The sequence below is a fragment of the Alphaproteobacteria bacterium genome (assembly GCA_020638555.1).
Classification (GTDB): Bacteria; Pseudomonadota; Alphaproteobacteria; order Bin95; family Bin95; genus JACKII01.
In genome coordinates this window covers 56,287-71,327 of record JACKII010000006.1, presented here as the reverse complement: position 1 = coordinate 71,327, position 15,041 = coordinate 56,287, and the positions used below count along the sequence as shown (strand labels likewise).

The window sequence follows — 15,041 nt, the reverse complement described above, 5'->3', positions numbered from 1 at the left end:
GTGACTTTCCTGGATTGCCGCGCCCGCCTTGCGGGCTCGCAATGACGCCGAGGGATGGTGAGTGGTAAGAAGCGGGCCGGACGTCAGCCCCAGTAACGGCCGCTGGCGCCAATGACGACGGTGACAAGGCCCAGCAGCAGATTGATGGCGACGATCCAGCGGATCTGGCCGATCTGCTTGGCCGCGGTCGGCGTGTCGCCGGCGGCCACCGCGGCTTTCAGCCGGCGGAAGGGCGCAAAATAGAGGTGGGCGAACAGGGCCATCATGATCAGGCCCAGCAGCATCATATAATGAGCGTGCTTGCCGGCCGAGGCAAACCCGCCCCACCCCACCAGGATGATCCAGAAACCGCTCGCCAGCAGCACGGCAACGGCGACCCAAACCCACGGAAAAAAGCGCCCGAACACGCGCGCCCACAATGCCACGCGCTCCGGCGGCGCCAGCGGGCCGACGCTCGGCCGCAACGCCATATAGGCAAAGAACATGCCGCCGACCCAAATGACGGCGGCCAGCGCATGCAGCGCTGTCATGACGGCAATCATCGCGATCTATCCTTGTTTCGCGGAGTTCGGGCGGCGCTCAGGCCGTGATCACGCGGACCGGCTCGCCCTTCAACCAGGCGAGGATGTTTTCCACGGTCTCGCCATAGAAGATCTCGTAGGTGTCCTCGGTGACATAGCCCAGATGCGGGGTCAGCACCGTGTTCGGCAGGTCGAGGAACGGGCAATCCTTCGGCACCGGCTCGACGCCATAGGTATCGAGCCCCGCGCCGGCAATCCGGCGCTGCTGCAAGGCCTCGGCCAGGGCGGCCTCGTCGATGATCGGCCCGCGGGAGGTGTTGACGATATAGGCCGTAGGCTTCATCAGCCCCAGTTCGCGCGCACCGACCAGGCCGCGCGAGCGCTCGCTCAGCACCAGATGCACCGAGAGGAAATCGGACTGCCGGAACAACTCGTCCTTTTCCACCCGCTGCACGCCCTTGGCCGCAGCGGCCTCCGCGGTCAGGTTCTGGCTCCAGGCGATGAGGTTCATTTCGAACGCCTGCGCGTATTGCGCCACCCGGCTGCCGAGCTTGCCCAGCCCCAAAAGGCCGAGCGTCCGGCCTTTCAGGCCAAGACCAACCTTGGTCTGCCAGTGGCCGTGGCGCATGGCGGCGTTTTCGTTCGGAATGTTGCGGGCGAGGCTGAGGATCAGGCCGAAGGCCAGCTCCGGCGTCGGATGACCGCTGCCGGACGTGCCGCAAACCGTCACGCCGTGATCGGCAGCCGCCTGCATATCCACCGACGCGTTGCGCATGCCCGTGGTGATCAGCAGTTTCAGGTCCGGCAGTTTCGTGAAGACCTCGCGCGTGAACGGCGTGCGCTCGCGCATGATGCACACGATCTCGTATCCGCTGAGGCGCTCGGCCAGCACATCCGGAGCCGGTTGGTGGTCGGTGAAGCAGGTCACGATCACGTCGCCCGGCAACTGCGTCCAGTCGGCCATGGTCATCGCCACATGCTGATAATCGTCCAGGACGGCGACACGCATCGCTTGGGTCTCCCTTGATCGCGGTCTGGTAGTTTTGCGTACTATCCCCTATCGTGTCCCGGTAACGATGAACAGGGATAATGCGATGCATCGCAAGCGGATTTGGAGAGCGTTGGCCGCCATCGGGCTGGCCCTGACCGTCGCGGCCTGCGGTGGCGTGGCCGTTCAGTCACCGCGCGCCCCCGCGACATCCTCCACGGCCAGCCGCCCGCCGCCGCCGACGACCGGTCCCATGCGCGTGGCGGTGCTGGCGCCATTGACCGGCGACTATGCGCCCATCGGTCAACAACTCGTGAACGCGGCGGCCATCGCTCTTTTCGAAGGCCAGCAGGCCGCGTTCGAACTGGTGCCGATGGATACGGGCGGCACGGTTTCCGGCGCCGCCGCCGCCGCCGCCAACGCGCAGCAACAACGGGTGGACATGGTCATCGGCCCGCTGTTCAGCCAGAACGTGCCGCCGGTCCGGAACGCGCTGGCCGCCTCCAATACGGCGATCCTGACCTTCACCAACGACACGGCCATGGCCGGCGGCAACGTGTTTGTCATGGGCGTCAGCGTCGATAGCCAGGTCGAAGCGCTGGCGCAATCGCTGGGCCAAACCGGCAAACGGCGGCTGCTGATTTTCGGGCCGGATAACGAGTACACCCACCGCACCATCAATGCGGTGCAGCGACTGGCGGTGCTGGGGCAGGTCACGCTGGTCCGGTCGGCGGTGTTCGATCCGAACGCGGATTTCAACACCATCTCGCAGCAAGTGAAGCAAGTGACGGACTATGACCGCCGTCGCGGCGACTGGCGGGCCTACGAATCGCGCCTGGTGCCGCAGGTGCGCCGGTCGGACAACCCGGCCGCCCTGTTGCGCTCGGAAGCCAGCCGGTTCCCCGACGGCAGCATTCGCCAGCGCATGCTGCTGGGCATGGCGTCGGTCTACAACCAGCACATCAGCCGCGGCCGCAACCAGGCGATATCCGAGGTGGTCGGACGGATCGAGGGCGTGGACGCAATGCCCGCCGACGACTTCGACGCGGTGCTGTTGCCCTTCGGCGACAACAATCTGGTCGCGGTCGGCTCGATGCTCGATCTCTACAATGCCGGCCTGCCCTTCGCCCAACTGGTGGGAACCAATGTCTGGGAGCAGGACGCGCTGGCCCGCGAGCCATCCTTCCACAACGCCTGGTACACGGCCATGGACCGCCAGGCGTTGGAACCGTTCCTGCTGTCCTATCGCTCCCACTACCAGGAGGACCCGGACCCGATTGCCGTGCTGGGCTACTACGCCGCCCGCGTCGCCGCCACGGCGGCAAGCAATGGGGTTCGCCCGGTTGACGGGCGGTTCGTGCAGTCGCCGCAAGGCTTTACCGGCCTCGGTGGAACCGTGCGGTTCGGCACGGACAACCGCATGCAGGCGCCCCTCACCATCTATCAGATCACGCCGGAAGGGGCGAAGCCGTTGACGGGCCCGGCGACCCTGCCCGCCTCGTAACCGCGAGGGCGCGAGCGCCGTCTCAGGCGGACGGCCTTCGATCCCCGGAGGTGGCGGAGCCGCCATCCGGGGCCGGTCTCAGCGTGCGAACACCGGCGCGGGCGGTGTTCGCGAGAGCGACGGATCCCGGCTCGCCGCTCCGCGACGGCCGGGGCACGCCGACGTCCGGCGTCAGGCCGACTCCTCCAGCGAGCGCAGGCCGGGGCGCTTTGCCTGCACCAGCACGGCCATATTGCCCGGCTTGTGCTTGTTCTGCAGCATCTGCATGTGCGCGCGCGGGATGTCGTCCCAGCCGAACACCTCGCTCATGCAAGGGTCGAGACGGCCTTCGACCATCAGCCGGTTCGCCTCACTCGCCTGCTTCAGGTTGGCGAAGTGGCTGCCCTGAATGCGCTTCTGGCGCATCCAGACAAAGCGTGCGTCGAAGGTCAGGTTGTAGCCGGTGGTGCCGGCACAGAACACGACCATGCCGCCGCGCTTCACCACGAAGCACGAGACCGGGAAAGTCTGCTCGCCCGGGTGTTCGAACACGAAGTCGACGTCGACACCGCCGGTGACGTCCCAGATCGCCCGGCCGAAGGCGCGGACCTTTTTGGCATAGGCGGCATAGGTCTCCGCATCGTCGACGTCGGGCAACTGGCCCCAGCAGTCGAAGTCGTTGCGGTTGACGACGCCCTTGGCGCCCAGGCTCATGACGAAATTGCGCTTGGATGGGTCGCTGATCACGCCGATGGCGTTGGCGCCCGCCGTCGCGATCAACTGCACCGCCATGGAGCCAATGCCGCCGGCGGCACCCCAGACCAGCACATTGTCGCCCGGCCGCAGAATGTGCGGACGGTGGCCGAACAACATGCGATAGCTGGTGGCGAGCGTCAGCGTGTAGCAGCCGCTTTCCTCCCAGGTCAGGTGCTTCGGCCGCGGCATGAGCTGGCGCGCCTGCACGCAGCAGAACTGGGCAAAGCTGCCGTCCGGCGTCTCATAACCCCAGATGCGCTGCGAGGGCGACAGCATCGGGTCGCCGCCATTGCATTCCTCGTCGTCGCCATCGTCCTGGTTGCAGTGGATCACGACCTCGTCGCCCACCTTCCAACGCGACACGCGCGCACCGACGGCCCAGACCACGCCGGCCGCGTCGGAACCGGCAATGTGATACGGCGCCTTGTGGATCGCGAACGGCGTGATCGGCTTGCCGAGCGCGGCCCAGATGCCGTTGTAGTTCACGCCGGCGGCCATCACCATGACCAGCACTTCGTCATCGCGGATCGACGGGGTCTCGACGACCTCCTGCTGCATGGCCGTATCCGGCGGGCCGTGGCGGTCCTGTCGGATGGCCCACGCATACATCTGGCGCGGCACGTGGCCCAGCGGAGGAATTTCCCCGACTTCGTAAAGATCCTTGCGGGGAGCGTTCCCTTCCGGATGCAGCGGAACGACGGTGGCGGGTTCGGCCATAGCGGTCCGGTCTCCTGCGACTGCTCAGTACGGTTGTTGCGATGCATATACCCAGCCACCCTAACCGGCGCAATCCATTTTTGAAAGAAAATTTCGAAAAATTTTTCTTGAGAGTAATTTTCCAACTGTGTTATCCGCCCTCTCGCAATGAAATTGAATTGACGGTATTATCCGTCCGTGCGCCGCCATGATGCATAAGGAGCGACATTTTGCACCGCGAAAGCCAAACCCGCGATAAGCCCTGGCTGTTCCGCACCTATGCCGGCCATTCCACGGCCACGGCCAGCAATGCGCTCTACAAGACCAATCTGGCCAAGGGGCAGACCGGCCTCTCGGTCGCCTTCGACCTGCCGACGCAGACGGGCTATGACGCCGACCATCTGATGGCGCGCGGCGAGGTCGGCAAGCTGGGCGTGCCGGTCGGGCATCTGGGCGACATGCGCACCCTGTTCGACGGCATCCCGCTGGCCGAGATGAACACGTCGATGACCATCAACGCCACCGCCGCCTGGCTGCTGGCGCTGTATGTGGTCGCGGCGGAGGAACAGGGCGCGGACCGGGCCAGGCTCAACGGCACCACCCAGAACGACATCGTCAAAGAGTATCTCTCGCGCGGCACGTATATCTTCCCGCCCGGCGCCTCGCTGCAACTGACCACCGACACGATCGTCTGGTGCGCGAACGAGGTGCCGCGCTGGAACCCGCTGAACATTTGCAGCTACCATCTCCAGGAAGCCGGCGCGACACCGGTGCAGGAACTGGCATTCGCGCTCGCCAATGCCTGCGCCGTGCTGGACGGGGTCAAGGCCAGCGGCCAGGTGCCGCCAGCCGACTTCCCCCGCATTGTCGGCCGCATCAGCTTTTTCGTGAACGCCGGCATCCGTTTCCTGACGGAAATCTGCAAGATGCGGGCGTTTACGGAGATGTGGGATGAGATCTGCCGCAGCCGTTATGGCGTCGAAGACCCGAAAATGCGCCGGTTCCGCTATGGCGTGCAGGTCAACTCGCTCGGCCTGACCGAAAGCCAGCCGGAAAACAACGTCTATCGCATCCTGCTGGAGACGCTCGCCGTCACGCTGTCGAAGGACGCCCGCGCCCGCGCGGTGCAGTTGCCGGCCTGGAACGAGGCCATGGGCCTGCCGCGTCCCTGGGACCAGCAATGGAGCCTGCGCCTGCAACAGGTGCTGGCCTTCGAGACCGACCTGCTGGAGTTCCGCGACATTTTCGCGGGCAACCCCGCCATCGACGCCAAGGTGCGCGAACTGACCGCGGCGGCGAACGCGGAAATCGCCCTTGTGGCTGCCGAAGGCGGCGTCGTCGCCGCGCTCGAGTCCGGCTATCTGAAGCGCGAACTGGTGGCGGCCCATGCCGCACGCCGCCGCGCCATCGAGGCCGGCGACCTGACCGTGGTCGGCGTCAACCGCTATACCGAAACCGCGGAGTCGCCGCTCACCTCCGGCGAGGACGGCGCGGTGCTGAGCGTCGATCCCGCGGTCGAGGCCGAGGAAATCGCCAAGATGCGGGCCTGGAAGGCCGCCCGCGACGGCGCCTCGGTGACCGCCGCGCTGGCCGATCTGGACAGCGCCGCCCGCGAGCGCCGCAACATCATGCCGGCATCCGTGGCGGCCGCCCGCGCCGGTGTCACCACCGGCGAATGGGGCGAGGCGCTGCGCCAGGTGTTCGGCCAGTACCGACCGCCGACGGGCATCGGCAGCAGCGACCTGGTGCAGCCGGAAGGCCCCCTCGCCGCCCGTGTCGCCGCACTGGCCGAGGTGCTGGGGCACACGCCCCGCTTCCTGGTCGGCAAGCCCGGCCTGGACGGCCACTCGAACGGTGCCGAGCAGATTGCGCTACGCGCTCAGAGCGCCGGGTTCGCCATCATTTACAAGGGTATCCGCCAGACTCCGGACGAGATCGCCGAACTGGCCCTGTCGGAAGGCGCGGACCTGATCGGCCTTTCCATCCTCTCCGGCAGCCACATGGTGCTGGCCGAGGCGGTGCGCGATGCGCTGGCGGAGCGCGGCCTGGGCCATTTGCCCATCATCATCGGCGGCATCGTCCCGCCGAAGGACGCCGCGACATTAGAGGCCAACGGCATTGCCGCGGTGTTCACGCCGAAAGACTTCGACATCGCCGCCATTCTCGACGACGTCACCGGCATCGCCGAGGCCCGCTACCTCCGCCGCAACACCTCCGCCGCGGAGTAACCCCCTTCCGCTTCCCGCCGGAGCTTTCCCGGACGCGCGTCCGCGCGATCCGGGATCTCCGGCCGGGGCAGGGCTCCGGCAGCGGCGCTTCGCACGGCAAGGGATCCCGGCTCTTCCCCGCCCAAGGGCGGGCGCGGCCGGGAAAGCTTAGGAGCGGGTTGCGACGCCTCCCTGACGAACTTTCCCGGACGCGTGATCCGGGACCTCGGACCGGGGCGAGCGTCCGGCAGCGGCGCTTCGCACGGACAGGGGTCCCGGCTCTCTCCCGCCCAAGGGCGGGCGGCGGCCGGGAAAGCCGGGGCGGTCGGTTGCGGCGGCTTATTCCGCCGCTTGCGCGTGTCCCCGCGTTGCGTCGATGGCGGCGGCGCCTTCGCGGATGCGGGGGATCAGTTCGCGGCCGAACTCCAGCGCATCGGCGAGCGGGTCGAAGCCGCGGAGCAGAATGCCGTCAATCCCCAGCTTGTAGTATTCCAGGACGCCCTCGGCCACCTGCTCCGGCGTGCCGACCAGGCAGGCGGTGTTGCCGCGCGCACCCATGGCCTCGGCAATGCCCATGAACAGGCGCTCGTCGTGCACCTCGCCCTGGGCGGCGATGGCGAGCATGCGCTCGGCAGAGGCGCTCTCGGCCGGCAGGTTGCGGCCGCCCAACTGCTCGCGCACGCCGGTCAGGATGCGATGGGCCTTGTCCCAGGCCTCGCCCTCCGTCTCGGCAATGATTGGGCGGAGCGACATGTTGAAGCCCGGCTCCTTGCCGAACGGGCGGTCGTATTTGGCAGAGCGGGCACGGAAGTCGGCCATGCGCTCGGCCGCCTGGGCGCGGGGCTCGCCGAAAATCGCGAAGATATCGCAATGCTCCGCCCCCATCTCCAACGCCTCCTCGGAGGAGCCGCCGAACAGCACCGGCGGCGCCGGGCGCTGATGCGGCAGCACGTCGGAACCGCCGTCGCGAACCTGGTAGAACTCGCCGTCGAAGTCGAACGGCCCGCCGGCCCACTCGTTACGCATGATCGCCACATACTCGCCGGAGCGGCGGTAGCGCGTCGCCTTGTCGGACCAGTCGCCGTCGCGCGCCATCTCCGCATCGGCGGCGCCGGTGATGATGTGCAAGCCCATGCGCGGCAGACCGTCGTCGGTCGCCCAGAGCGTGTCGAAGGTCGCGAACTTGCGCGCCGCCAGCGTCGGCGCGACAAAGCCCGGCCGGTGCGCGATCAGATACCCCAGGCGCTCGGTGTGTGCCGCGCAGAAATGCGCCACGCCGAAGCCATCGGCCGAGCGCGAGGAATAGCCGACCAGGGTCCAGTCGAACCCGGCGGTGTCGTGGGCGCGGGCGAAATCGCGGGTGTAGTCGCGGCTGATACCGCCGGTGATAATATGAACGGTGTTCTCGTCCGACGGCGGTGCAACGCCGATCATGCCGGTGAGGCGGATGGGCATGGGCTGGTCCTCCAGAGTGTTCGTGCTAGGATGGCGCAAATGCCGCCCGAAGCGCAATGGAAACGCCCCATGACCCCGGAAGACATCCTTTCCCACGCGCCGCTTGCCCTCACCCCGGCCCAGCGCGAGGCCTATTTCCGCGACGGCTTCGTCGCCGTTCCCGGCGCGGTGCCGCCCGACCTGCTGGCCGCCATTCGCGCCAAATCCGATGAGTTCCTGGACAAGAGCCGCAGCGTCAGCGGGCCGAACGAGTTTTTCGACCTGGGGGCCAACCACTCGCCGGAGCAGCCGCATGTGCGCCGGCTGCGCAAGCCCGTCGACGCCGACCCGCTGTTCTGGGACGTCGCCGCCGGCGATGTCATGACCCGCATTGCCGCCGATCTCGTCGGCCCGGACGTGACGTTCCACAGCTGCAAGCTGAACTACAAATGGCCGGGAACGGGCGAGCTGGTGAAATGGCACCAGGACATCAACGCCTGGCCGCACACCAATTACAGCCCCGTTACGCTCGGCATTCATTTGGACGATGTCGGCGAGGACGAAGGCCCGCTCGCCTGCGTGCCGGGCAGCCATGACGGGCCGCTCTACACCCAGTTCGGCCCGGATGGCCGGTGGACCGGCCACCTCTCCGCCGCGGACGAGGCGCAGGCGCATCTGGAGACAGCGGTGAACCTGACCGGGCCGGCCGGCACCGTGATCGCGATCAACTGCCGGACCATCCACGCCTCGTTCGCGAACAAGACCGCGCGCGTGCGGCCGCTGCTGCTGAATGTCTACAGTTCGGCCGATGCCTTCCCCTGGACCGTCTCGCCGACGCCGACGAGCCGGTCCGGCGAGATCGTCCGCGGCCAGCGCGCCCGCTTCGTCCACCTGGACCCGCGCCCGTGCGAGGTGCCGCCGGAATGGGACAAGATCGGCTACACCTCGATCTTTGCCGCGCAGAAAACCGCCGCGGAGTGAGGCCGGCGCGGACGCGCGCTATTTTCCGTCCATAAGCTTCAAGCCGACGGTGCCGACGGCGATCATGGCCAGGAAGACCAGTTTCAGCGCCGTCATCGGCTCGCGGAACCAGAACACGCCGATCAGCACGATCAGCGCCATGCCGGCGCCGGCCCAGATCGCATAGGCGATGGTGAACGGAATGGTGCGGAAGGCCAGCGACAGCGCCCAGAAGCAAATGCCGTAGCTGAGCATCGAGCCCGCGAACACCAGCGGCCGTTCGGACGGGCCGCCGGAGAGTTTGAGCAGGGTGGTGGCGAGCACTTCCAGCGCCACGGTGACGGCGAGCAGCAGCCAGGCCACGCCGCCCCCTTACCAGCGCAGCCCGAACAGGCGTCGCTTGCGGGGCGCGGGCTTTTCCTCCGCTTCCGGCTCGGGCGCCTCGGATTCAAGCGCGGGTTCAGGCTCGGGTTCGGGTTCCGTGGCTTCCACCGTCAGGTCGAGGATTTCCGGTTCGGGTTCCTCGGCGTCCGGCTCCAGGACGAGCGCTTCCGGTTCGGATTCCTCGGCCTCCGGCCCCAGGACGAGCGCTTCCGGCTCGGGTTCCTCGGCGTCCGGCTCCAGGGCGAGCGCTTCCGGTTCGGGTTCCTCGGCCTCGGGTTCCGGATCGGCAAGCTCCGGCTCCAGCTCAGGCGCGGCCACCGGTTCGGCGAACTCCGCCACCGGCTCCATGATCGGCGCGGCCTCATCGCGGTTCAGGCCCATGAGGGAGCGGGCATAATCCTCGGGCCGGAAGGGGCGCATGTCTTCGGCGCTCTCGCCGACGCCGATGGCGTGCACGGGCAGGCCGAACTTGTCGGCCAGCGCCACCAGCACGCCGCCGCGGGCGGTGCCGTCCAGCTTGGTCACGATCAGGCCGGAAATGTTGACCATGGCCTGGAAGGTCTCGACCTGGGAGTGGGCGTTCTGGCCGGTGGTGGCGTCCAGGATCAGCACGGTGTCGTGCGGCGCCTCCGGATCGAGTTTCTTGATGACGCGGGCGATTTTCTGCAACTCGGCCATCAGGTTGTCTTTGTTGTGCAGCCGGCCGGCGGTATCGATCAGCAGCACGTCGGCCCCCGCCGCCTGCGCCTGCTCCAGCGCGCCGAACGCCAGGCCTGCGGCATCCGCCCCGTGCTTGCCGGAGACGAATTGGGCCCCGGTGCGGTCCGCCCAGATCTGCAATTGCTCGACCGCGGCGGCGCGGAAGGTGTCGCCTGCGGCCATGAACACGCTCTTGCCCTCGGCCCGGAACTGCTGCGCCAGCTTGCCGATGGTCGTGGTCTTGCCGACGCCGTTGACGCCGACCACCAGCACCACGTGCGGCTTGCGCGCCGGGTCGATTTCCAGCGGATGGGCCACCGGCTCCAGCAGGCCCGCAATGTCCTCGGCAAAGGCCTCGCGCACCTCCTGGTCGGTCACCTCCTTGTCGAACTTCTCGCGCGCCAGATTGGCGGTCAGCTTGGCGGCGGTGGCGGGGCCGAGGTCCGCCATGATCAGGACCTCTTCCAACTCCTCCAGCGCCTCGTCGTCCAGGCGGCGTTTGGCGGAGAAAATGCCGCCGATGCCACCGGTCAGCCGCTCGGTCGAGCGGGCAAGGCCGGCGCGGAGGCGGCCGAAAAAGCCGCGGCGTTTCGATTCGTCAGCCATTGCAAAGGGCCTTTGGATGGAGTCGTGCGCAAGAGGCCACCGAGACGGAGAGGCCCACCCCCGGCTTCATCCCGAGTAGCCGCGGACGCAGTCCGAGGCGTATCGAGGGGGCGTGACGGCGTCCCTCGATACGGCGCTTTGCGCCTACTCGGGATGAAGCGCCGTAGGGCGTATGCTGCCCTGCCCAAGAAGAAACGGCGCGGAGAATGGAATGGCGAGGCATGGACCGGATTATGCGGCGTCGGCCAGCAAATGGCCATCGGCAACGCCGGTGATGGTGCGGGCGACGATGGCGCCTTCCGGCAGGGCGGGGTCGAGCCGAACCTCGGCAAAGCCCTCGGTGCGGCCACGACCCGGCGTCTCGATCAGCACGCGCTCCTCGCGGCCGATGCGCGAGGCGAGATAGGCGGCCACGGCCCGGTCGCCCGCGGTGCGCAGGCGGGCGGCGCGCTCCTTGCGCACCGGCCCCGGCAGTTGGGGCATGCGCGCGGCGGGCGTGCCCTGGCGCGCGGAATAGGGGAAGACGTGCAGCCAGGTCAGGCCGCATTCCTCCACCAAGTCGAGGCTTTGGCGGAAATGCGCGTCGGTTTCGGTCGGGAAGCCGGCGATCAGGTCGGCGCCGAAGGTCAGGTCCGGGCGCAGTGCGCGCGCCTCGCGGCAGAAGGCGATGGCCTGGTCACGCAAATGGCGGCGCTTCATGCGCTTCAGGATCAGGTCGGCGCCCGCTTGCAGCGAGAGATGCAGGTGCGGCATCAGCCGCTCTTCCTCGGCGATCAGGCGCCAGAGATCCGCATCGACCTCGGCCACGTCCAGGGAGGACAGGCGCAGGCGCGGCAGTTCCGGCACGCAGGCCAGCAGGCGGCGGATCATCTGGCCGAGGCGCGGCGCACCCGGCAGGTCCGCGCCATAGGCGGTGACGTCGACGCCGGTCAGCACGATTTCCCGGAACCCCTTGGCCACAAGGCCGCGCACCTGCTCCACCAGCACGCCGAGCGGCACGGATCGGTTCGGGCCACGGCCATAGGGGATGATGCAGAAGGTGCAGCGATGGTCGCAGCCTTGCTGCACCTCGACAAAGGCGCGGGTGCGGCCGTCGAAGCCGTCGATCAGGTGGGCCGCGGTCTCACGCGCCATCTGGATGTCGTTGACCTGGAGGGCAGCGCCCTCGGGCTTCAGGGCTTCCTTCAGGGCGCCGGCGTCGAGCTTTTCCTGGTTGCCCAGGACGGAGTCGACCTCCGGCATGTTCAGCCAGTTTGCCGGCGCGATCTGGGCGGCGCAGCCGGTCACGACGATCCGGGCCGAGGGGTGTTCGCGCCGGGCGCGGCGGATGGCCTGGCGGGCCTGCCGTTCCGCTTCCGACGTGACGGCGCAGGTGTTGACGATGATGGCGCCGCTCGCGTCCGGCGCCAGGGTGCGCATCACCTCCGCCTCATAGGCGTTGAGACGGCAGCCGAAATTCAGCACCTCCGGCCCGCTCACGGCGCCGGCTCCGCCAGCAGCGAGGGCAGGATCACCCCTTCATAGACCTCGCTCGCGCCGCCGGTCATCAACACATGGCCGTTGTCGAGCCATTCCAGGAACAGCGGGCCGCCATCCATGTCGATGCGGATGCGCCGGCCGGTCAGGCCGCGGCGGGCGCTGGCCACCACGGCGGCGCAGGCGGCCGAGCCGCAGGCGAGCGTGATGCCGACGCCCCGCTCCCAGACCCGCAGCCGCAGCGTGTCCGGCGCGGTGAGGCTGGCAAAGCCGATATTGGCGCGGGCCGGAAACATCGGATGATGCTCCAGACCGCGGCCGATGGCGGCGAGGTCCACCGCCTCCGCATCCTCCACAAAGAAGGTGGCGTGCGGATTGCCGATATTGGTGGCGACCGGCGCCGGCACATCTTCCCGGTCGAGCGGCACATGCAGCGTGTCGCACTCGCGCGCCAGCGGGATGTCGCGCCAGCCGGTGCGCGCCTCGCCCATGTCGACGGTGTAGCCGCGGCCGGTCTTCGTACCGAGCAGCAGGCCGGCGACGGTCTCGATGGTGACGCGGTCGCGCCCGGTCTCCGCCGTCAGCAGCTTGGCGATGCAGCGGGTGGCGTTGCCGCAGGCCTCGACCTCGGCGCCGTCGGCGTTGCGGATTTCCATGAAGGCATCGGCCGCGGCGGCCTTCGGCGGGCGGACAATGATGAACTGGTCGCAGCCGACGCCGGTGTGCCGGTCGGAGATGCGGCGCACCTGGGCCTCGCTCAGGTCGAGCGCACGGCCGCGCGCATCCAGCACGACAAAGTCGTTGCCGAGACCGTGCATCTTGCGGAAAGGGAGAGGCGCCATCGTCATGACGGTGGGATATAGGCGCGAGGCGGCGGAATGTCTATCGCCAGCGCCACCGCTAGGCGCGGTGATGCCGGGCCAGTTCCATCAACTCGTCCAGCACCAGATCGACCATGCGCCGGTGATCGGCGAGCGGTTCGGACCGGCCTTTGCCGGCGGCGGAAACGCCCATCTCCTCCAGGTCGAGCCATTTCGACCGCAGCTCGTACTTATAGGGCGCATCCGCGTCGATGCGGAGCGTGCAGGCGTCCAGGTCGCTCACCAGGGCGGTGAACGATCCCTTGCCGTTGCGATAGCGCAGAATGCTGAATTCGATCTTGGCCAGGATGGCCGGGTCGGACGCCACCGGTTCGCCTCTCAGGCTTGGCGCTTGGCGACCAGGAGTGTCACCCCGTCCGGGCCGACATTTTCCGCGTGCACGGTGCCCTGTGGCACCTCGCAGCTATCGCCGGCCTGAAAGGTCGTGGTCGCCCCGTTCATGGTCAGCGTGATCGAGCCGCCGGTGACCAGCAGGCGCGCGTCGAAGTCGTGGGTGTGCGGCTCCGGACCCAGCGCCTGGGTCAGATCGCGCTCGTAAAACTCGGTGTAGCCAGCGGCCTTGGCGTCGGCCATGAAGGCATCGGTGTTCATGGCAAATCTCCTTCAGTCACTCGGCGGCCACGGCTTCGGCGCCGTGGCGACGATAGGGCAGAATGGCCGCCGCGACCAGGACCACCGCCGCGCACCCGGTCAGCATCAGGAACAGGTCGTGGAAGCCGCCGGCCTGTTCGTGCATGTACCAGATGCTGGGCACCGCCAGCGAGCCGACGCCCAGGTTCAGAATATACTTGATCGAGAACACCCGCCCGCGCACCGCATCCGGCGTGTAGCGGGTGATGAGCGCGTCGGTGATCGGGATCTGCCCGAACACCGCCAGCATCATGACGAAACTGGCAGCGAACAGCGGCCAGTCCGTCTGGGTGGCGACGATGGGCATCATGATGACTTGCAGGGCCACGGTGGTCAGCAGCACCGGCTTGACCGCATAACGGTCGATGGCCATGCCGCTGGCGAGCTGCGCGAAGCTGGCGCCGGCATAGACCACGGCCGCCATGGCAGTGAAGCCCACCAGATTGTCGGCAATGCCCGAGAGGCGCTCGTCGAACAGCTTCGGCAAGGCGACGGTGGTGGAGTTGAACACCAGGCCGCCCACCAGCGTCATCACCGCGACCACGGCCAGCACGCGCTGCCAGCCAAAGGTGAAGCCCACCGGCTCCTTGCGGGTCTTGCCGCCGGTCGGGACGACGGCATAGCCCTGCCCCGCAAACCACCAGAAGGCGAGCCCCAGGCCGATGGCGACCACGCCCGGAACGATAAAGGCCATGCGCCAGTCGAACGCCGCCACCAGGGCGCCGGTGACGAGTGGGGCGAAGGCAACTCCCATATTGCCGAAAATGCCGTTCACCCCCAGGCGCAGGCCCAGCTTCGGCGCGCCCTGCACCAGCATGGCGATGCCGACCGGGTGGTAGATCGCCGCGAACAGGCCCAGCAGGGCCAAACCGATACCGATCTGGGTGACGCTGTTCGCCATACCGACGACGACGGCCGCAAAGCCGGTGCCGCAAAAGAACACCACCAGCATATGACTGCGGCTCCAGCGGTCGCCGAGCCAGCCGGCGCCCAGCGCGGCGGCGCCGAACAGCACGAATCCCGGCGTCGCGACGGCCAGAAGCGCGCCATAGCTCATATGGAATTCGCCGGCCATGGTGATGACGGCGGTGGCGAAGATCAGCATGCAGAAATGATCGGTGAAATGACCGAGGTTCAAAAACAGCACGCGCAGGCGTTCGGTGCTCATGGGGCGCCATCCTCGTACGATGTTCCGTCCGATTGTGGCTGGAGTTCGCCCGACTGTCACGCCAAACTGTGAGCGGATTCGTCTTCCTGCGGGTGGTGCCCCATGTTTTGCCGACTGTTCGGTCCCCTGATGATTGTTCCCCTGACAATTGT

General features: G+C 67.8%; 13 protein-coding genes and 1 pseudogene. 3 read left to right on the top strand and 11 right to left on the bottom strand.

Going from position 1 to position 15,041, the window contains the following annotated elements:
• Positions 1 to 83: 83 nt before the first annotated feature.
• Both H6844_18150 and H6844_18145 read right to left on the bottom strand, forming a co-directional pair.
• Positions 84 to 539 carry a CopD family protein gene (locus H6844_18150; GenBank protein MCB9931330.1) on the bottom strand — a complete coding sequence of 152 codons (456 nt, stop codon included), beginning with the start codon at positions 537 to 539 and terminating at the stop codon, positions 84 to 86.
• A 40-nt stretch (positions 540 to 579) separates the two neighbouring features.
• Positions 580 to 1,530, bottom strand: a complete 951-nt coding sequence (locus H6844_18145) for a D-2-hydroxyacid dehydrogenase family protein (GenBank protein ID MCB9931329.1) — start codon at positions 1,528 to 1,530, stop codon at positions 580 to 582.
• 232 nt (positions 1,531 to 1,762) lie between these two features.
• Between H6844_18145 and H6844_18140 the strand changes: the two genes are divergently transcribed.
• Positions 1,763 to 3,013 (top strand): penicillin-binding protein activator, encoded by a 1,251-nt coding sequence (locus H6844_18140; protein ID MCB9931328.1) that lies wholly within the window; start codon positions 1,763 to 1,765, stop codon positions 3,011 to 3,013.
• 171 nt (positions 3,014 to 3,184) lie between these two features.
• Here H6844_18140 and ccrA read toward each other — a convergent pair whose 3' ends face one another.
• On the bottom strand, positions 3,185 to 4,465 hold the full coding sequence (ccrA, locus tag H6844_18135; GenBank protein ID MCB9931327.1) for a crotonyl-CoA carboxylase/reductase: 1,281 nt from the start codon (positions 4,463 to 4,465) through the stop codon (positions 3,185 to 3,187).
• A 209-nt stretch (positions 4,466 to 4,674) separates the two neighbouring features.
• Between ccrA and H6844_18130 the strand changes: the two genes are divergently transcribed.
• Complete coding sequence (locus H6844_18130) at positions 4,675 to 6,672, top strand: protein meaA (protein ID MCB9931326.1); 1,998 nt, start codon at positions 4,675 to 4,677, stop codon at positions 6,670 to 6,672.
• 318 nt (positions 6,673 to 6,990) lie between these two features.
• Here the strand turns inward: H6844_18130 and H6844_18125 are convergent, their stop codons facing one another.
• The gene (locus H6844_18125; protein MCB9931325.1) at positions 6,991 to 8,106 is read right to left on the bottom strand and encodes an LLM class flavin-dependent oxidoreductase; all 1,116 of its coding nucleotides are present in this window, start codon (positions 8,104 to 8,106) and stop codon (positions 6,991 to 6,993) included.
• A gap of 69 nt (positions 8,107 to 8,175) precedes the next feature.
• Here H6844_18125 and H6844_18120 point away from each other — a divergent pair, with 69 nt between their 5' ends.
• On the top strand, positions 8,176 to 9,066 hold the full coding sequence (locus tag H6844_18120; protein MCB9931324.1) for a phytanoyl-CoA dioxygenase family protein: 891 nt from the start codon (positions 8,176 to 8,178) through the stop codon (positions 9,064 to 9,066).
• An 18-nt stretch (positions 9,067 to 9,084) separates the two neighbouring features.
• Here H6844_18120 and H6844_18115 read toward each other — a convergent pair whose 3' ends face one another.
• From H6844_18115 to H6844_18085, 7 genes and pseudogenes are all read right to left on the bottom strand, one after another.
• Complete coding sequence (locus H6844_18115) at positions 9,085 to 9,408, bottom strand: multidrug efflux SMR transporter (GenBank protein MCB9931323.1); 324 nt, start codon at positions 9,406 to 9,408, stop codon at positions 9,085 to 9,087.
• 390 nt (positions 9,409 to 9,798) lie between these two features.
• Positions 9,799 to 10,734: pseudogene (gene ftsY, locus H6844_18110) on the bottom strand (signal recognition particle-docking protein FtsY).
• 231 nt (positions 10,735 to 10,965) lie between these two features.
• On the bottom strand, positions 10,966 to 12,213 hold the full coding sequence (mtaB, locus tag H6844_18105; GenBank protein MCB9931322.1) for a tRNA (N(6)-L-threonylcarbamoyladenosine(37)-C(2))-methylthiotransferase MtaB: 1,248 nt from the start codon (positions 12,211 to 12,213) through the stop codon (positions 10,966 to 10,968).
• Complete coding sequence (locus H6844_18100) at positions 12,210 to 13,052, bottom strand: diaminopimelate epimerase (protein ID MCB9931321.1); 843 nt, start codon at positions 13,050 to 13,052, stop codon at positions 12,210 to 12,212. The genes mtaB and H6844_18100 overlap by 4 nt, the downstream gene beginning before the upstream one ends.
• 58 nt (positions 13,053 to 13,110) lie before the next feature.
• A complete protein-coding gene (locus H6844_18095; protein ID MCB9931320.1) occupies positions 13,111 to 13,398 on the bottom strand; it encodes a hypothetical protein in 288 nt (95 codons plus the stop codon).
• An 11-nt stretch (positions 13,399 to 13,409) separates the two neighbouring features.
• Positions 13,410 to 13,682 (bottom strand): cupin domain-containing protein, encoded by a 273-nt coding sequence (locus H6844_18090; protein MCB9931319.1) that lies wholly within the window; start codon positions 13,680 to 13,682, stop codon positions 13,410 to 13,412.
• A gap of 16 nt (positions 13,683 to 13,698) precedes the next feature.
• Entirely contained in the window at positions 13,699 to 14,889 is a 1,191-nt protein-coding gene (locus tag H6844_18085; protein MCB9931318.1) for an MFS transporter, read from the bottom strand.
• Positions 14,890 to 15,041 lie beyond the last annotated feature (152 nt).